This window comes from Streptomyces sp. NPDC041122 (assembly GCF_055592445.1).
The window spans coordinates 296,641-315,878 of the sequence record NZ_JBVIYQ010000011.1 but is presented as its reverse complement, the minus strand read 5'-3'; the positions used below and the strand labels follow the sequence as shown (position 1 = coordinate 315,878).

Below are 19,238 nucleotides of genomic sequence, written 5' to 3'. Positions count from 1 at the left end.
CGCGCTCTCCGTTGTCGTTCCGGGCCCCTACTATGCCTGTTGAGTAATCGCACGTGCGGTCTGGGTGAGGTGATCGGGTCTCCATCAACCTGCCTGTCACGGTGGTTCGGACGAGATTACGGGGGTTTGACTGGTGGGTTCCATGACCCGTACACGGGCAGGCAGAAGGCCGACGTCCAGTTCTCGTACGCCGGCGCGGACGGCCGTGAACAGCGCTCCGGGTACGTCAGGGGCGACCGGACCCGTGACCCTCCATCTGCGGGGCCCATCGGGCGAGTTGGGCTCGCCGGGCCTTCAGCGGATGGTCCTGCTGCAGGTCGCCATCGCCCTGCCGGTGGTGGGCTGGGTCGTCGATCCCCTGGCCGTCGGGCCGGCTGCCGCGGTCTCCGCGGCGTTGGTGCTGTTCGCCGTCGCGCGTCGCGGTGGTCGTCCCTTGCATGAATGGCTGGGCATCACACGGGCGTTGCGCGCGCGTCGGCGCGACGCCGCCGAGTTCTCGATGCCGCCGGGCACTGATCCGTCCTTCGCTCCGGCGGTCGAGTGCGACCCTGCCCTGCGTACGTACGCATACAGCGGCCGGGATCGTCGCGAGGTGGGGATGGTCGGCGACGGGACGTTCGTGACCGCGGTGTTGCAGGTGGAATCGGATGTCACGGCCTTGCGGGCCGACCGCGCGAGGCAGCCGCTGCCGGTGGGCCTGGTCCGGGACGCACTCGAAGTGGACGGTATCCGGCTCGAGTCGGCGCAGATCGTGTTGCACACGCAGCCCGCGCCCGCCTTGCATCTCCCCCAACAATCCCTGGCTGTCGGCAATTACGCGCCGCTCCAGGCCGCCACCGGCGCGCCCGCGGTACGGATCACCTGGGTCGCCCTCAAGCTCGATCCGGAGCTGTGCCCCGAGGCGGTGACGGCCCGCGGTGGCGGCCTGGCCGGGGCTCAGAAGTGTGTGGTGCGCGCCGCCGACCACCTCTCGAGCCGGCTCACGGGGGCCGGTTTCCACGTGCGTGTACTGAATGAGGAGGAAGTGGCCTCCGCCGTCGCGACCTCGGCCTGCGCCAACCCCCTGGTGACGGCTCAGGCCAACCGAACCGAGGTCCCGGAGCGCAGGACGGAGGAGTCCCCGCGCGCGTGGCGATGCGACAACCGGCGCCACACCACCTACTGGGTCAAACGCTGGCCGCAGTTGGGGGGATCCGGCGGGCCCGCGCTGCCGCAGCTCGTGGCGCTGCTCACCGCGGTTCCGGCCCTGACCACGACGTTCAGCCTTACCCTGGCACGCGGCGCGCGGCAGGAGATCGCCTTGCGCGGCCATGTGCGGGTGACGGGGCGCGGTGACGCCGAACTCGACTCCGCGAGAAGGGCTTTGGAGCAGTCCGCCCGGCAGGCCGGTACGGGGTTGGTGCGGCTGGATCGCGAACAGTTGCCGGGCATGCTGGCCACACTGCCGCTCGGAGGTGCTCGCTGATGTCCGTCCCCACCCCCTCAATGTCCGTCTCCATCCCCTCAGTCGCGGGGACCCCGGGCGATCAGGGCAGGGATTCGTTCGCCTCCGCCGTACGCGGCGGGTTCGGGCTGAGGGGGCCTCGCCACGGCAGACACGCGCTCTCCGTCGACCAGGTGGACGCGCTCACGTTGCCGATAGGGGACGACGGGGTCGTGATCGGCGCGGACGCCGAGGGACGGCTCGCGACGCTCGGGCTCAACCGCCCCACGCCGTACGACATCCTCTTCATCGGCGGGCTCTGGACAGCGCAAATCATCGCATTCCGCGCCGCCGCGACCGGGGCGCGGGTTGCTGTGGAGACCGGGCGGGCCGAGGCGTGGGGGCAGTTGGTGCGGGCGCTCGGGGTGGGGCCGAGTGGGATGGCCGTGTATGACGTGGGGCGGGTGCCGCCGTTGGGAGCTTCGGCGGGGAGTCCGGTGCTCGTGGTGCGGGACTGCGGGATGCGGCCGCCTCGGGGGCGGGTCGCGTCCGGGCCCTGGCAGTCGGTGCTCACGGTCCTGCCCTATCTGAGTCCCGTCGCGCCGAGGCTCATTCGGCAGGCGCGGCTCGTGGGGGTGCAGCGGGTGTCGCCGGACGAGGCGGCTCAGATCGGGCGGTCGCTCGGGTTGCCCGGTGGGGACGTCGGGTCGTTGCCGACGCTCGCCGACGGGGTGACGTTGTGGTGCGCCGATCGTGACCGGCAGTACGTGATGACGCAGGCCACCGATGCCGAGACCGGATTGTTGGGTACCGCTCGGCGGATGGACTGACCGCGCGGGGCGTGGGCAATTCGGGGCAGCCTGTCGGGTGTTGGGGTATTTGTCCGTCACGGTTTGATGTATGTGGATCGCTCCGGGGCGGGGAGTGACGCAATGGACAGCATCGGTGGGGTGGCCTGCCCTGCCGTGCCGGTGGTTTTGGTGATTAGGCTGGGACAGGGCGCGACGCCAGAACCCTTGAGCGGTTCGTGCGCGTCCCTCAACGGGGAGAGCCAGGCGGATCGGACGACAGGAACGGTCGCCCCCCACCACGGCACGAGGGTGCTCGACCACATCAGGAGGCATTGTGAACAGCGATCGGGACGAGATCCGCGGGGGCTGGGACTCACCCGTCGATGATCAGTCCGACGCGGAGTCCGCCGCCGAGACGACGGGCGAGTTCACCATCGACTACGCGCCGCCCGCCTGGTATACGCAGAACGCGTCGAATGTCTCCGGTGCGCCCAGCACCTCCGGTAGCTCCAGCACGTCGGGTACGTCCAGCACTTCCAGCACTTCCAGCACGCCGAGTGCGTCGGACTCCTCGGATGCTTCGGCCGTTTCGGGTGCATCGGTTGATGCGGATGCTTCGGCTGATACGGATGCGTCGTCCGGTACGGGTGCTTCGGCTGGTACGGATGCGTCGTCCGGTACGGATGCTTCGGACGGTACGGACGCTTCGGACGGCTCTGCGCCCGCCGGGGCCACCTCGCCCGTTTCCGTTCCGCCTCTTTCGGTTCCGTCCCTTTCCGTTCCGCCTGTCTCGGATCCGGCTGTCCCGGGACCGGCTGTCTCAGGTCCGGCTGTCGCGGGTCCCGTCGATGGGGAGCCGGTGGGTCCCGCGTCCGGGGCCTCCCCTTCTCAGCCGCCCGCCATGCCGTCCTTCTCGGCTCCTCCGCCTCCGCCCATGCCGGTTGCTCCTCCGACCGCCCCGGCTCCCTCCACGCCTTCCACCGGTGTTCCCGGCGGGGTGCCGAAGCTGCCGGTCGGGAGTGGGTTCCAGCCTGCCGCTCCGGATCCGGAGGAGGCGGCCGATGAGAGCTCCGACGGTTCTCAGGGGCCGGGCTCTCCCCTTCTGCCGTCCGCCGTTCCTCCGGCTGCCGCCGGTGGCGGGGCCGCCGACTGGAGTGGGGCTCTTGCCGGGCCTGCGGCGTCCGTTCACGTGACCGGTGTCGTTCCCAAGAACGAGGTCGACGACCTGGTCGAGAGCCGGGACGGCGGTGGCGCTGGTTCTGACATCGGCATCGACGACGGCGGTGATGACGGCAGCAGCGATGACGGTCGTGGTCGTGACGCTGCCGGTGGCGGGGATGAAGGTGCTGGGGCCGAGGCCGGGGCTGAGGATGCGAGTGGCTCCTCTGGCTCGTCCCTCTCTTCTGACGCTCCCGTCTCCTCCGTATCGCCCATCTCGTCCGCCTCCTCTGCCTCGTCCGTATCGCCCATCTCGCCTGTTGGCGAGAGCCTTGGTGGGGGTGATCTGGAGAGTGGCGCCACCATGCGGTTCTCCGCTCGCGCTCTCAAGCGGGAGATCGAGGAGCGGGCCGCCGCCTCCTCGGATGCCGAGAGCCGCCCTGATGCACCTGACGCAGACGCAGGTGCGGATGCAGACGTAGACGTAGACGTAGACGCCGTTGCAGACGGTGGTGCTCGTGCCGAGGGTGACGTGGCCGCCGCCGGTCGGGGCACGGGCGTGGGTGACTCCGAGCCCTCGGCCGACGTTCCTGCTCCTCGGGACTCCGCGCCCGCCGCCGATGACGACGTGCAGGACGCGGTGCCGGCTTCGTGGGCTCCGCCCGCGCCGCAGGGTGCGCTGCCGCCGTTGCCGCCCGCCTTCCAGCCCGCGGCGCCTGCCGCGGCGCCGCAGTGGCCCGCGCCCACACAGGCTCCGCCGACCGCTCAGCCCTCGGACGGCCCCGCGCCCGCCTCCCCCGCGCCGGTTCAGCCGCAGGCTCCGCAGCCGGCTCCGGGGACTTGGCCTGCGCCTTCCGCGCCGGTTGCTCCTGCTGCGGAGGGTCCGCAGAGCGGGTACGGGTTCCCGCAGGCCGGGGCCGCGCCCGCGCCTGTCGCCGGGCCCGGTGCGCCGTTCGCTCCCCATGCGCCCGCTCCTGCCGCCCATCCCGTGCCCCCGGCCCCGGCCGCTCCCGTCGTCCCCAACCCGCCTGCCCAGGGCACCGGGTACGGGTTCCCGCAGCAGCCGCCCGCTCCTCAGGGGCAGCCGTCGGCTCCGATGCCGCAGCCGGGTCAGCCGGTTCACCCCGCTCAGCCGGTGCAACAGCCGGATCAGCAGGCTCACGGGCAGCAGGCGCAGACCGCCGCGCCCTACCCTGCCGCCCAGGCCCCCGCTCCACAGCCCCCGGCACCCCAGGCGCCCCAGGCACCCCAGGCACCGGCTCCGATGCCTCAGCCTTCCGCGCCTCAGCCGCAGGCGCCCCAGCCGCAGACGCCCGTGCAGGGCCAGCCGCCCGTGCAGGGCCAGCCGCCCGTGCAGGGTCAGCCGCCCGTCCAGGCCGGTGGCTACGGGTTCCCCCAGCAGCCCGCCCAGCCACAGCCGCAGTCCCAGCCCCAACCCGCGCCCGAGCCCCAGCCGCAGGCCCCGCAGCCGGGGCCCGTCGACCCGCGTACCGGTGCCGCCTGGCCGCAGGCCGTCCGGCACGATCAGCGGGAGCGGACCAACCCGGGCGCCCCGCTCGGTTACACCGCCGCCGTCGAGCTCTCCTCCGACCGGCTGCTCCGCAACAACAAGCCCAAGGCCAAGAGCAGCCGGCCCGCGGGCGGCGGGTCGCGGTTCAAGCTCGGCGGCAAGAAGGAAGAGGCCGAGCGGCAGCGGAAGTTGGAGCTGATCCGGACTCCGGTGCTCTCCTGCTACCGCATCGCGGTCATCAGCCTCAAGGGCGGTGTGGGCAAGACGACCACCACCACCGCGCTGGGGTCGACGCTGGCCACCGAGCGGCAGGACAAGATCCTCGCCATCGACGCCAACCCCGACGCCGGTACGCTCGGCCGTCGTGTCCGGCGCGAGACCGGGGCCACCATTCGTGACCTCGTCCAGGCGATCCCGTACATCCACTCGTACATGGACATCCGGCGCTTCACGTCGCAGGCGCCGTCCGGGCTCGAGATCATCGCCAACGACGTCGACCCCGCGGTGTCGACCACGTTCAACGACGAGGACTACCGGCGCGCGATCGACGTGCTCGGGAAGCAGTACCCGATCATCCTGACCGACTCCGGTACGGGGCTGCTCTACAGCGCCATGCGGGGTGTGCTCGATCTCGCCGACCAGCTGATCATCATTTCGACGCCGTCCGTGGACGGGGCGAGCAGTGCGTCGACGACGCTGGACTGGCTGTCGGCCCATGGGTACGCGGATCTCGTCTCGCGGTCCATCACCGTCATCTCCGGTGTGCGGGAGACCGGGAAGATGATCAAGGTCGACGACATCGTGTCGCACTTCGAGACGCGGTGCCGGGGCGTCGTCGTCGTTCCGTTCGACGAGCACCTCGCCGCCGGTGCGGAGGTCGATCTCGACATGATGCGGCCGAAGGTGCGGGAGGCGTACTTCAATCTCTCGGCGATGGTCGCCGAGGACTTTGTGCGGGCTCAGCAGCAGCAGGGGTTGTGGACGTCGGACGGGAATCCGCCGCCGCACATGGCTCCGCCCATGCCGGGGCAGCAGGGACAGCCGGTGCAGCCGGGTCAGCCGTACGGGGGGCAGGTGCCGCCGGCTCAAGGGGCGGGGCAGGCGCCCTATCCCGGGCAGCCGCAGCCGCAGCCGCAGCCGCAGCCGTACGCTCCGCAGCCCGGACAGCCGGGGCAGCCCGGACAGCCGCCGCAGCACGGGCAGCAGCCCTACCCGCAGCAGGGGTGGCAGGCGCCTCCGCAGGCTCAGGGTCAGCCTCCTCAGGCTCAGCCTCAGCCTCCGGCTCAGCCGCAGTCCGAGCAGGCGCACCAGGCCGTGCAGCCCGGGGCCCCCTTCCAGCCGGGGGCGCCGTTCCAGCCGGGTGGGCCCCAGCAGGCCCCGCCGCCGCAGCAGTAACAGTTCCCGTCAGCTCATCAGTGGGCCCGCACCGATTCCCGGTGTGGGCCCACCGGCGTGTCCGCCCCGCCCACGCTCCCGGCACCGGGGGCTGTGCCCACCCGTTCCGCCGCGCGGAACGCCCGCCCACAGCGGGACGGATCCGGACCGACATAACACCGCCCCCTCCCAGGGAGCACCCGTCCACAGCGGAACGGAACCGGACCGACCATGCACCGCCCCCCTGGGTAGCACCCGCCCACAGCGGAACGGGGCGTGACAAGCCACCGCACCCTCCCAGGCAGCACCCGCCCACAGCAGGGCGGGACCTGGTGGCACCCGCCCACACCCGGCCCCGGTCCCACCAGGTCAAGTCCCCCCTCCCTCCTCCGTCACCCCCTCACCAGCCACGCTTCACTGGTCTTGACCAATGCGGATGAAATCACGGTCAACTCGTTATTTCCGCAGGCCACATGGGGTTCACCCGCCGTTGACGCGTGCAGACTGGCGCTGGTAAACACACATCCACCAGCTGACGTTCCTTGATCCACCAGCGTGCAACCGGCCATCCCTGTGCGAGCGATGACGCGAGGTCACCGACCCATGGACACACAAGATCAGCACGGCAGAGCAGCAGTTCCGAAGAGAGCGGTACCGTCCCGTCCCCGCGGCCGCCTGAGGCTCGCTCTCGCCGGTGGTATCGCCGCCCTCACCCTCACCGCCGGTCTCGCCACGCCGCTCAATCCGGCGCCGGACCAGGCGTCCGCCAGGGAGGGCGGGGGCAAGAGGGTCCTCACCGTCGCCGTGGCGCAGAGCGTCGACTCGCTCAGCCCGTTCCTCGCCCAGCGGCTGCTCAGCACCAGCCTGCACCGGCTGACGTACGAGTACCTGACGAACTACGACGCCAAGGACAACAAGGCGATCCCCGGCTTCGCCACCTCCTGGAAGCCCTCCGCCGACAAGCTGACCTGGACGTACACCATCCGGGAGAACTCCAAGTGGTCGGACGGGAAGCCCGCCACCGCCGAGGACGCGGCGTGGACGTTCAACAAGGTGATGTCCAAGGAGGGCACCGCCACCGCGAACTCCAACTTCGTCACCAACTTCAAGAAGGTGACCGCGCCCAGCCCGACCAAGCTGGTCATCGAGCTGAAGGAGCCGCAGGCCACGATGGCCGCGCTCGACGTGCCGATCGTCCCCAAGCACGTCTGGGAGAAGGTCGACGACATCTCGAAGTTCAACAACGACAAGATGCCCGTCGTCGGCAACGGGCCGTTCATCCTGACGGACTACAAGGTCGACCAGTTCGTGAAGTTGAAGGCGAACAAGAGCTTCTGGCGCGGTTCGGCCAAGTTCGACGAGCTCGTCTTCAAGACGTACAAGGACCAGGACGCCGCCGTCTCCGCCCTGAGGAAGGGCGAGGTGTCGTTCGTCGCCGGGCAGCCCGCGCTCACGCCCGCGCAGGCCGCGTCCTTGAAGAACGAGGACGACATCAAGGTCAACGAGGGGCCGGGGCGCCGCTTCTTCGCCCTCGCCACCAACCCGGGCGCCAGGACCAGGGACGGCAAGAAGTTCGGTGACGGGAATCCGGCCCTGCTCGACAAGCGGGTCCGGCAGGCGCTCTTCCTCTCCGTCGACCGCGAGGCGCTGGTCGACAAGGTGTTCCAGGGACACGCCGTCGAGGGCGCCGGCTACATTCCGCCGCGCTTCTCCACGTATGCCTGGAAGCCCTCCGCCGACCAGACGATGACGTACGACCCGAAGCGGGCCGCGCGGCTCCTCGACGAGGCCGGCTACAAGAAGAACGGGGACGGCGAGCGCGTCGGCAAGGACGGCAAGCCGCTGAACCTCCGCATCCTCTGCCACGCCACGGACCCCAACGACAAGGCTGTCGGCAAGTACCTGAAGGAGTGGTGGGCCGACCTCGGTATCGGGCTCAAGGTCAACTGCCTCGACGACGTGTCCGTGCCCTGGTACGCCGGTGAGTACGACCTCGCCTTCGACGGCTGGTCCGTCAACCCCGACCCCGACTTCGTGCTCGGCATCCACACCTGCGCCGCGCTGCCGGTGAAGGCCAAGGAGAGCGCCGCCACCGACAACTTCATCTGCGACAAGAAGTACGACGAGCTGTACGGCAAGCAGCTGGCCGAGTACGACCCCGCCAAACGGGCGGATCTCGTCAAGCAGATGCAGTCGTGGCTGTACGACTCGGGCTACATGAACGTCCTGGCGTATCCGAACGCCGTCGAGGCCTACCGCACCGACCAGATCAAGTCCATCACCACCATGCCGACGGCCGCCGGGAACATCTACGGCCAGGACGGATACTGGAGCTGGTGGTCGGCCGTCCCCGCGGATGGGAAGAGTTCCTCCAAGGACGGCAGCTCGACCGGTGTCATCATCGGTATCGCCGCTGCCGCGGTGGTGCTCGTGGGCGGCGGAGTCCTGTTCGCCCTGCGCCGCCGTTCGACCGCAGAGGACCGCGAGTAACGCATGACCGCTGACAGCAATCCCGCTCTGCTCGACACCGAGGGCCCGCTGGGCCCCGGGGCCGACGGCGACCCGGCGAAGGCCGGGCCGGCGTCGGCCCGCGGGCCGCGCGCCCGCAACACCCGCGCCTACCTCCTCTATGTGGCGGGCAAGCTCGGCGGCGCGATCGTGTCGCTGTTCGCCGTGCTCGTCACCAGCTTCTTCCTCTTCCGGCTCATCCCCGGCGACCCCGTCAAGCAGATGACGGGCGGCAAGCGTGTCTCGGCCGAGCAACTGGCCGCGATGCGCAAGGAGTTCGGCCTGGACAAGCCGGTCATGGCCCAGTTCTGGGACTACACCGGCAAGGTCCTGAGCGGCGACTTCGGCACGTCGTACCAGTTCCACGCCCCCGTGCTGGACAAGATCACCGACGCACTGCCCGCGACGCTGCTGCTCACCGGAACGGCGTACGTCCTCTACACGCTCATCGGCATCTGGCTGGGCACGTGTACCGCCTGGCGCAACGGCAAGCTCGGCGACCGCTTCAACACCGGGCTCGCCCTGACGCTGTACTCGGTGCCGTCGTTCTGGCTCGGCCTGCTCCTGATCATCACCTTCTCGGTGGGCATCGGGCCGATTCCCGGGATGTTCCCGACCGGTGGCCTGGAGTCCGGGGGCGAGACCGGCTTCGCGTACGTCCTCGACGTCGCGCACCACATGGTGCTCCCGGTCATCACCCTGGTCGCCGTCGGGTACGCGCAGACCCTGCTCGTCATGCGCTCCTCGCTCCTGGACGAGATGGGCAGCGACTATCTGACGACCGCGCGCGCCAAGGGGCTGCGGGACGATCTGGTACGGCGGCGGCACGCCGTCCCCAACGCCCTGCTGCCGACCGTGACGCTGATGTTCGTCAACCTCGGCACGGTGGTCGCCGGTGCGATCCTCGTCGAGACCGTCTTCTCCTGGCCGGGCCTCGGCGGGCTGTTCTACCAGGCACTGAGCGTGCCCGATCTGCCGCTGGTGCAGGGGCTGTTCTTCGTCTTCTCCGTCGCGGTGATCCTGATGAACACCCTGGCCGACGTGATCTATCCGCTGCTCGATCCCCGGGTGGGCCGATGACGACCGAATCCGCACCGACCACACCGACGACCCCGGCCACCCCGCCGGCCGCACCGGAGGCCAAGAGCGCCCGCTCGCTGGCCTGGACCCGGCGCCGGCACTCCGCCGTCCGCTTCTGGCGCGCGTACCGCACGCACCGCGCCGGACTCGTCGGCCTCGCCGTGCTCGTCGTGATCGCCCTCGCCGCGGTCCTCGCCCCGCTGCTCGTCGGCTCCGACGCGCAGAGCGTGACCGACGCGCCGGGGGATCCGATGGAGTCGCCGAGCGCGCGATTCCCGCTCGGCACCGATCAGTTCGGGCGCGACCTGCTGGGCCTGCTGGTGTGGGGCGCGCGCATGTCGCTGACCGTCGGGCTGCTCGCCGCCGTGCTCTCGGTGGCCATCGGCACGCTCGTCGGGATCACCGCCGGGCACTTCAAGGGCTGGTACGCCACCGTGATCATGCGGATCACCGACTGGTTCCTGGTGATGCCGACGCTGGTGCTCGCCATCGCGCTCGCCGCGGTGATGTCCGGCACGATCTGGACGATCATTCTGGCGATCGGCGTGACGACCTGGCCGACCACGGCGCGGCTGGTCCGCGCGCAGACGCTCGCGGTGGAGTCCCGCCCGTACATCGAGCGGGCCCAGGCCCTCGGCGGCGGCCACGGCCACATCATGACGCGGCACGTGCTGCCCAACGTCATGCCGCTGGTCCTCGCGCAGACCACACTGGTCATCTCCGGCGCCATCCTCACCGAGGCCACGCTCGCCTTCCTGGGCCTCGGCGACCCGACCAGCGTCTCGTGGGGCGGCCTGCTGCAGGACGCGCGCGAGGCGGGCGCGGTCAGCGCCGGGCACTGGTGGTACCTCGCGCCGCCCGGTCTGGCCATCGCCATCGTGGCGCTGGCGTTCACGCTGTGCGGTCGCGCCGTGGAATCCGTGCTCAACCCCAGGCTGGGGGCCACCCGTTGAAAGACGCCCGGAAGACCGACGTACGCGAGGACGGGGCGCCGGCCGTCGAGCGGCACCGCCTCCTCGACGTGCGGGACCTCGAAGTGACGTACGCGAACGGCGCCGCCGCCGTGCGCGGCGTGAACCTGCACGTCGACGCGGGCCACAAGCTCGGTGTCGCCGGCGAGTCAGGCTGCGGCAAGTCCACGCTGGCACTGGCCCTGCTGCGGCTCCTGCCGGCCGGCACCAAGGTGTCCGGTGAGATCCTGCTCGACGGCGAGGACGTCCTCACCATGAAGTGGGGCCAGGTCCGCGCGGTGCGCTGGGCGGGCGCCTCGATCGTCTTCCAGGGCGCGATGCACTCGCTGAACGCCGTGCACCGCATCGGCGACCAGATCGCCGAGCCGATCCTGCTGCACAAGAAGGCGACGCAGGCGGGCGCCCGGCAGAAGGCTGGCGAGCTCCTCGAACAGGTGGGGCTGCCCGCCGCCCGCGCGCAGGCGTATCCGCACGAACTGTCCGGCGGGCAGCGGCAGCGCGTGATGATCGCGATGGCGCTGGCCTGCGACCCCCGCCTGATCATCGCCGACGAGCCGACCACCGCGCTCGACGTGATGATCCAGGCCCAGATCCTGCGGCTGATCGAGCAGTTGGTCGGCGAGCAGGATCTCGGCCTGATGATGATCAGCCATGACCTCGCGGTGCTCTCCGACACCTGCGACCGGCTCGCGGTGATGTACGCGGGCCGCGTCGTCGAGGAGGGTCCGGCCACCGAGGTGTACGAGAACGCCCGCCACCCGTACGGCAGGGCGCTGTCGGCCGCCTTCCCGCGCATCGGCGACGCGGCGTCGCGGTTCGCCCCGCGCGGGCTGCCCGGCGACCCGCCCGACCCGTCCGACCTGCCGTCGGGGTGCACGTTCCACCTGCGGTGCCCGGTGGCCCTGGACTCCTGCGCCACGGAGGACCAGGTCCTGCGGGACGCGGGCCCGCACCACCGTGCGGCATGCGTCCACGCGGGCGCGCCGCTGCCCGCACAGCCCACGTCGGCGCCCCCGACGGCGGAGCGCACACCGTGACCGCGAGCCCTCCGGTCCCCCGGAGCCCCCGCCGCCTCCGGAGCCCCCGGCCCCCTGTGAAGAGGAACCGCGCATGACCGCACGACCGGACACGACCCGTACGGAGGCCGACGGCGGGCCGCTGCCCCTGCTGTCCGCCGCGGACCTGCACATCGCCTTCCCCGGCCGTCGCGGCGCGCCGACCGCACGGGCGGTGGACGGCGTCGACCTCGACATCAAGGGCGGCGAGATCGTCGCCCTCGTCGGCGAGTCGGGGTGCGGCAAGACGACGCTGGCCCGTTCGCTGCTGGGACTGGTGCCGCCGACATCGGGCAAGGTCACGTTCGGCGGCGAGCCCCTGAACTACTCGGGGCGCGCCCTGAAGGCGTACCGCAAGCGGGTGCAGCTGGTCCTTCAGGACCCGAGCGGCTCACTCAATCCCCGGCACACGGTGTACGACGCGGTGGCGGAGGGGCTGCGCATCCACGGGTACGCGGGTGACGAGCGGGCGGCGGTCGCGGGGGCGCTCTCGCGGGCCGGGCTGCGGCCGCCGGAGCGGTTCTTCCTGCGCTACCCGCACGAGCTGTCCGGCGGCCAGCGCCAGCGCGTCGTCATCGCGGGCGCGCTGGTCCTGGAGCCCGAACTCATCGTCGCCGACGAGCCGGTGGCGTCCCTGGACGCGTCGGTACGGGGCGAGATCCTGGCCCTGATCCTTCGGCTCCGTGACGAACTGGGCCTCTCCGCGCTGGTGGTGACGCACGACCTGGGCCTGGCGTGGAACATCGCGGACCGGGTGGCGGTGATGTACCTGGGCCGGATCGTGGAGACGGGAACGGTGGAGGAGGTCCTGACGGCGCCTCAGCACCCCTACACGCAGGCGCTGCTGTCCGTCCTGCCGGAGGCGCCCGGCGACCCGGTCGTCCTCACCGGCGAGCCCCCGGACCCGTCCCGCATCCCGGGCGGCTGCCGCTTCCATGTGCGCTGCCAGGTGCTGGCCTCAGGCGAGGCGGAACGGTCGGGCGTGGCGGACCGCTGCCGCGGGGAGGACCTGCCGGTCCTGGCGGGGGGCGACGCGACGCAGGTGGCGTGCCATTGGGCGGGCTCTGGCGGGGCGCCATGACGGGCGGGGCGCCTTAGGAGTAGGGGGATCGGTCCGTCGGCGACTGCGGGCGCGCCGTGGTTGCTCGCGCAGTTCCCCGTGCCCCTGAAGCCGGGGCTGCGCCCGCTTCCCGACGACGCGAAAGGGGTGGGGGCGTCTGTCCGTCGGCGACTGCGGGCACGCCGTGGCCGCTCGCGCAGTTCCCCCGCGCCCCTGAAGCCGGGGCTGCGCCCCGCTCCCCAGGTCCCGGCCCCGCAGCGGCCAGCGGCGAGCGGCCCAGCGGGTTCAGGGGCGCGGGGAACTGCGCGACCAGGCCCCACCGGCCCGCAGCCACCAACGGCGAGCGGCCCAGTGGATTGAGGGGCGCGGGGAACTGCGCGACAAACCCCCACCGGCCCACCGCCGCCAACGGCGAGAAGAGCCCGCGGCGCGTGGGCCGAACCGTTCAACCGACGGGGGGCCGCACCCCGTCGACCAGCGCCCGACACCGCTTCACGTCATCCGCGATGGCGACCAACAGCGCGTCGACGGAGTCGAACTTCGCCTGCCCCCGCACGAAGGCGAGGAAGTCGACGGCGACATGCAGCCCGTACAGGTCGAGCCCGACGCGGTCGATCGCGTACGCCTCGACCGTCCGCTCCGTCCCGTCGAACTGCGGATTCGTGCCCACGGAGATCGCCGCCGGCATCGCCTCGCCGTCGGCGTGCAGCCACCCCGCGTAGACGCCGTCCGCGGGGATCGCGGTGTGCGGCAACGTCTCCACGTTGGCCGTGGGAAAGCCCAGCTCACGCCCCCGCTGCGCGCCCCGCACGACGACGCCCTCGACACGGTGCGGGCGCCCGAGGATCTCCGCCGCCCCCGTCATGTCGCCCTCGGCGATCAGACGCCGCGTCAGGGTGGACGAGAAGGGCTCACCGCCGCCGGCCTCGCCGCGGACGTACAGGTCCACGACGTCGACCTCGTAGTCGTACGTCCGCCCCTGCTCGGCCAGGAAGGCGACGTCGCCCGCGGCCTTGTGGCCGAAGCGGAAGTTGGGGCCCTCGACGACCACGCGCGCGTGCAGCTTGTCGACGAGGACCTTGACCACGAAGTCGGCGGGCGACAGCTTGGAGAACTCGGTGGTGAAGGGCAGGATCAGCAGCGCGTCCACACCCAGCTCGGCCATCAGCTCGGCGCGCCGGTGGTGCGGGGCGAGCAGCGGCGGGTGGCTGCCGGGGCGGACGACCTCGCTGGGGTGCGGGTCGAACGTGACGACGACCGCGGGCACGCCGAGCTCGCGGGCACGCTCCACCGCACGGCCGATGATGAGCTGGTGACCGCGGTGCACGCCGTCGTAGGAACCGATGGTGACGACGCTGCGCCCCCAGTCCTGGGGGATGTCCTCCAAGCCACGCCAGCGCTGCACTTCTTTGCTCCTCGCCGAACCCGTATACGTCACGTACGTCTGTACGTTCCCCTTGCCGATTGCGCAGGACTAAGACTGCCATGCCGAGGGGTCACGGCTCGCACCGGAGCAAGTGGCGGGGGTCACTCCCCGCGGATCCACCGGCCGATCCGCCGCACGGGGCCTGAGCGGGGACGCGGACGCCGCCCGCGAGCCCTTGCGCGAGTCCCTCGATGGTGCGGCCGGCGCTCGGGCCGACCAACGCGGCCCAGGCATCCGGGGCGGTGTCGAGCCAGCCGGTGACCCGCGCGGCGAAGCCGGGACGGTCGCGGGCCGCCTCGACCAGGCACCGGTCGAAGCGGGTGGCCCCCTCCGGGGTGCGGACGAGCGACTGCCCGATGCGGTGCACCCGCGCGCGGGTGCAGTCCTCGCCGTACTCCCCCGCGGCGCGCGCCACCGCCCGCAGGGCGCTCTCCAGGACGGCCGGGTCCCGCTCCTGGCCGAGCAGTACGTCGAACAGTTCGCCCCGCAGGGCGCGCGAGGCGGGGGCGCCGGCCGCGGCGAGCACGGGCGCGAGCGCGGCCCGCACCCGCGCGGGACGGCTGTGCAGCAGCCCGGTGACCAGCGGGAAGAGGACGGGACGTGCGGCGGGACCGTGGTCGAGCCGCCGGTCGATGTACGAGGCGGCCGGGCCGGCCGCCTCGGGACGGCTCGCCAGGAGGTCATGGACGAGGGTGGCCACGCGGTGGGCGAGGGCGGGCGTGGTCACGTCGGCGAGGGCACACAGGACGTCGTCGGCCACCGGCCCCGGCGCGTCGACCAGCCGGGCACGGAAGGCGTCGAGGACGGGCTCGGGGTGGGTGGGCAGCGCGGCGGCCGGGGCGGTCGCGGGCAGCAGGGGGTCGCCGGCGGCGAAGCGCGACAGGGCGTGGGGCAGGTGCCGGGAGCGGGTCCGCGGATCGTGTACGAGGAGCGCGAGGGCGGCGCCGTGCAGGGCGTCGTCGGCCCCGGCGAGCAACGCGAAGGCGGCGTGGCGCAGGAGGTCGCGGGCGGGCCCGTCGGCGGCGTACAGGGCGACCCGCGGCCCGTGCACGGCCGCCGCGCGTCGCAGCGCGGCCCGCTCGTCACGGGCCCACCGGGCAACGGCCCGGCAGACGGCGGAGGGCTCCTCCTCGACGAGCGCGGCCAGCAGTTCATCGGCGCGGACGGCGATGCGGGTGCGCGAGGGGGTAGGGGGATCGGTCAGGGGGCCGGTACGGGGATCGGCGCGCCCGGCACGGGGGGCGGCGCGGTCGACCGGGGCGTCCGCGCAGGTGGAGTCGCGTGCGTCGCCCGCTTCGGCGGCTTCGCCCGCTTCGCCCGAGCGGTCGGTGCGGACGCCGCCTGGGCCGCTCACGGCGTCGGTGTGGGCGGCGGCGGCAGGGGAGCCGGTACGGAGAGCTGCGCGGTCGCCCGGGGCGTCTGATGGGGCGTCGGCCGGGGTGCCCGTCCTCGCGTCGGCACGGTCGGCCACGGCTTCGGCGGGGGCGCCCGGGCCGTCCACGGCCTCGGCACGGCCGCCGGCGCTGTCGCGCAGCGGGTTGCCGCGGCCCGGCCGGCGCTCGGCGTGATCGGCCAGGGCATCCGCGAGGACCTCCGCCCGCGCCCCGCACGAACCGGGCGGGGTGTCGGCACGGACGGCCTGCGTACCGTCAGCCGAGACAGCAGCACCGGCGTCCACACGCTCCGCCCGGAAGCCGCCTTCCCCACCCTCGGCCAAGACACCGGCACCGGCCCCGGCACCGGCGTCGACGCGACCCGCCGAGAAGCCACCCTCCCCACCGCCGTTCAACACACCGGCACCGGCACCGGCGTCCACACGGCCCACCCGGACGCCACCTCCCACACCCTCGGCCGAGGCACGGGCACCGGCCCCCGCCTCCGCCTCCGCTCGCTCCGCCGGGACGCCGGCACGGCCGTCAGCGCCGACTGCCGATGCGCCCGAACCAGCCCCCGACGCCTCGGCACCACCACCCCTCCGGTCCCCCACGACACCGGCACCCTCACCCGACACCGCGCCGCAGGCGCCCTCGTCGGCACCGCCGTCGGCGTCCCCGCACGCGATCAGCGCCTCGATGAGGTGGTCGATGGCGCGGTGCCGATGCGTGTGGAGCAGTGCCTGGGCCGCGGAGGCCACCGTGGCGTGCGGCGCGGCCGCCAGCGGGCGCTCGTCGTCGAACCAGCGCACGAGGTGCGGTTGTACGGCAGTGGGGTCGGCGACCAGCAACTCCGCCACCGCGTCCAGGCACCGGCCCTCCGCCCCCGGCGGCCCGTCCCGCACCACGAGCCGCCGCAACAGCCCGAACCGGTCGGCCTCCCCCAGCGGCAGCCGCAACCAGAACGAGACCTCGAACTCCCCCCGCTCGGCGAGGGGTTCGAGCACCGCGAGGTAGGGCGAGGCGTCGGGCACCCGCAACAGCACCTCCCCCAGCAGCCGCGCGGCCCACCACGCGGCGTCCCCCGCCTCACCAGCCCCAGCCCCCGAGCCCCCGTCCTCCGCGAACTCCCCCAACGCGTCCGTCAGCTCCAGCAGGCGCGAGGCCAGCTCCGCGGCGCCCCGCTGGCGTCCCAGGAGCAGCAGGGCCTGGATCACCGGGCCGATGCGGTGCCGGGGCACCGGAAGCGGGCGCGGCGCCGTCGGCGCGGGGTCGCTCCGGCCCGGCGCCTCCGCGGGCCGCGCCACGGCACGGTGCCGGTGGACCAGGGACGTCAGCGCCCCGTCCACGTCCAGATGCATCCCCTGCAGCCAGTCAGCGGACTCCTCGTGCGCGAAGCGGTACCCCGTCCCGGCCGGCACGAGCAGGCCCTCCGTGAGCACCGCCGACGCCCACCCCGTACACCCGTGGAACTCCCTGCCGCTCCGCTCGCCCGCCGGTGCGCCCCATGGGAAGACCTCTTCGAACGCGGCCGTGTCCAGTCCCCCCTGCCCGGGTCCCAGACACCGCCGCGCCGCCTCGTGGACCTGCCCCGACACCACGGCGGCGAGCCGGCGCACCGCGTTCCCGCGCAGCCCGTTCGCCGCCGCGAGCCGTACCGCGATCCGCAGGCAGAGCAGGTCCAGATGGGCCCCGAAGATCTCCTCCCGGTCCGGTGTGCCCGGCGGCGGCGCGTCCGGCAGCGCCGCCCGCACCTCGCCGAGCAGCCGCAGCGCCAGCGGGTGCCGGGCGTCGGCGTCGGCCGGCGCACCCTCCGGGATGCCGTACCGCGCCCGGGCCCGGCGCGCCTGCGGCTCGGGCAGCCCGCCGAGACGTACACACCCGGGCAGCCCGGCCCCGTTCCCCGCGGCGTGCAGCGACCCCGCGGTGAAGTGCGCCCCGGCCTGCTCCCAGTACTCCGCCCGGCACGCCACCACGAGCCGCGCCCCCGTCTCCCGCAGCCAGCCCTCCGTGCCCTCGCTCCACCGCGCGAGGCGGTGCGCGAGCGCGGGCGGCATCTCCTCGGGGCCGTCGAGCAGCAGGAGCAGTGGCCGCCCCGCGTCCCGTACGAGCCGTGCCACCCGGTCCGCCGACACGTCCCCGAGGCCGTCCCCGGGCGCCTCACCGGCCGCTTCGAGGATCCGCCCGGCGCGGTCCAGGGCCCGCTCCACCGCGTCGGCCACGGACCCGTCCGTGCCGCACAGGTCGGCGCCGCGCAGCCACAGCGTGGGCGCGGGCGCGGCACCTCTGGCCCGCCGCCCGGCGAGCGCGGACAGCTCCGTGGTGCGCCCGGTTCCGGGGTCGCCGACCAGGCCGAGGACCCGCGCGGGCCCCTGCGTGAAGGCGGCGAACTCGCCCGCGCTGTCGGGCCGTTCGACCGGTTCGTGGAGCGGCGCCGGCGGACCGTCGCACCCCGACGACGTGGCCGTCAGGTGCAGCGCGCCCGCGAGGTTGAGGTCCCTGCCGTACGCGGGGACGGTCGCCGCGTTGCGCGCGAGGAGGTCGGCGAGCGGGCCCGTCGGGTCGGCGGCGGCCGCGTCCCGCAGCGTCGTCGCGTAGCCCGCGGGGCGGTGGGTGCACGGCTCCTGGCCGGGGGGTGCGGGCTCGGGGCTCTGGGGCAGCAGCGCCGTCCCTAGGACCGCCACGACGGCGCCGGAGGCGGCGTCCACCACCGGCCCGCCCGCGGCCCCGCCCCCGAGCCGCAGCGCGTCCGCGCCGTCCGTGCCGATGGCCAGCTCCAGGGCGGCGCCGACGAGATGGAAGCGGTCCGTCGCCGTGTACGTCACCGCCGCGGAGCCGAGGACCCGCGCCTCCCGCCAGCCGCACGCGTCGATCCGCACGTACGAACCCCTCGGCACGGAGTCCCGCACGGTGACGGGGAGCGGCCGCAGACCCAGCCCCTCGGTGCGGATCAGCGCGAGCCCGGCGCCGGGCAGTGCCACCACGTCGGCGGCGTGCACCACACAGGTGCGCTCGCCCGGCGCGTGCAGGACGACGCGGGCCAGTCCGTCGACCGTCTCGTGGCTGGTGATGATCGTGCCGTGCTCGTCGGCGGCGAATCCCGCGCCCCGCGGGCGCCCGGCGAGATCGTGCATCCGCACCACGGACCGGACGGGAGCCGGGACCGAGGGGCCGCCCGGGCCCCCTGTGTCCCCCGCGCCCCCGGACCGCGGGCCGCGTCCCGCCATGCTCGAACCTCCCCACCATGCCCCGTGCTTCCGACCGTAGGTCGGGGGTGATCAGTGGGAAAGATCGAGGCGTGAACGCGCCCCCTTGCGACCCCTCGGTTCACTCCGAGCGCCTGCCTGAAGGGGTGAATCGGCGTGTGCCGGTGGATACATCTCTCAGTGGGGGGATCGTGGGGGGGGGGGGACCGGGTCTCCCCCCCCCCCCAAACACCCCCCCCCAAAAAAAACCCCCCCCGGACCCCCCCCCCCGGTCCCCCCAAAAAGACCAAATCCTTTTCCTTT

Annotated in this window: 10 protein-coding genes and 1 pseudogene; 9 read left to right on the top strand and 2 right to left on the bottom strand. The window is 73.1% G+C overall.

Features of this window, described 5'->3' with window-relative positions; genetic code table 11:
- Positions 1–142: 142 nt before the first annotated feature.
- The 9 genes and pseudogenes from eccE (at position 143) to ACZ6B8_RS34390 (ending at position 12,951) form a co-directional block, all read left to right on the top strand.
- Complete coding sequence (gene eccE, locus ACZ6B8_RS34430; protein WP_471609703.1) at positions 143–1,465, top strand: type VII secretion protein EccE; 1,323 nt, start codon at positions 143–145, stop codon at positions 1,463–1,465.
- Positions 1,466–1,485: 20 nt separating this feature from the next.
- A complete protein-coding gene (locus tag ACZ6B8_RS34425; protein ID WP_471609722.1) occupies positions 1,486–2,253 on the top strand; it encodes a hypothetical protein in 768 nt (255 codons plus the stop codon).
- Between the two features lie 295 nt (positions 2,254–2,548).
- Positions 2,549–2,629, top strand: a pseudogene (locus ACZ6B8_RS34420) (SCO5717 family growth-regulating ATPase); the annotation flags it as partial.
- Positions 2,630–4,636: 2,007 nt separating this feature from the next.
- Entirely contained in the window at positions 4,637–6,277 is a 1,641-nt protein-coding gene (locus ACZ6B8_RS34415; protein WP_471609721.1) for a MinD/ParA family ATP-binding protein, read from the top strand.
- Between the two features lie 582 nt (positions 6,278–6,859).
- Positions 6,860–8,746 (top strand): ABC transporter substrate-binding protein, encoded by a 1,887-nt coding sequence (locus ACZ6B8_RS34410; protein ID WP_471609702.1) that lies wholly within the window; start codon positions 6,860–6,862, stop codon positions 8,744–8,746.
- A 3-nt stretch (positions 8,747–8,749) separates the two neighbouring features.
- Positions 8,750–9,844: an ABC transporter permease gene (locus ACZ6B8_RS34405; RefSeq protein ID WP_471609701.1), complete on the top strand. Its 1,095-nt coding sequence runs from the start codon at positions 8,750–8,752 to the stop codon at positions 9,842–9,844.
- Positions 9,841–10,797 carry an ABC transporter permease gene (locus ACZ6B8_RS34400; protein ID WP_471086732.1) on the top strand — a complete coding sequence of 319 codons (957 nt, stop codon included), beginning with the start codon at positions 9,841–9,843 and terminating at the stop codon, positions 10,795–10,797. The genes ACZ6B8_RS34405 and ACZ6B8_RS34400 overlap by 4 nt, the downstream gene beginning before the upstream one ends.
- Positions 10,798–10,865: 68 nt before the next feature.
- Positions 10,866–11,852 carry an ABC transporter ATP-binding protein gene (locus ACZ6B8_RS34395; protein WP_471086834.1) on the top strand — a complete coding sequence of 329 codons (987 nt, stop codon included), beginning with the start codon at positions 10,866–10,868 and terminating at the stop codon, positions 11,850–11,852.
- A 73-nt stretch (positions 11,853–11,925) separates the two neighbouring features.
- Positions 11,926–12,951, top strand: coding sequence for an ABC transporter ATP-binding protein (locus tag ACZ6B8_RS34390; RefSeq protein ID WP_471609700.1), 1,026 nt, complete (start codon positions 11,926–11,928; stop codon positions 12,949–12,951).
- A 424-nt stretch (positions 12,952–13,375) separates the two neighbouring features.
- Here ACZ6B8_RS34390 and ACZ6B8_RS34385 read toward each other — a convergent pair whose 3' ends face one another.
- Together ACZ6B8_RS34385 and ACZ6B8_RS34380 are read right to left on the bottom strand one after the other, a co-directional pair.
- Positions 13,376–14,335: a bifunctional riboflavin kinase/FAD synthetase gene (locus tag ACZ6B8_RS34385; protein ID WP_471086726.1), complete on the bottom strand. Its 960-nt coding sequence runs from the start codon at positions 14,333–14,335 to the stop codon at positions 13,376–13,378.
- A 91-nt stretch (positions 14,336–14,426) separates the two neighbouring features.
- Positions 14,427–18,956: a trypsin-like peptidase domain-containing protein gene (locus ACZ6B8_RS34380; protein WP_471609699.1), complete on the bottom strand. Its 4,530-nt coding sequence runs from the start codon at positions 18,954–18,956 to the stop codon at positions 14,427–14,429.
- Positions 18,957–19,238: the final 282 nt, after the last annotated feature.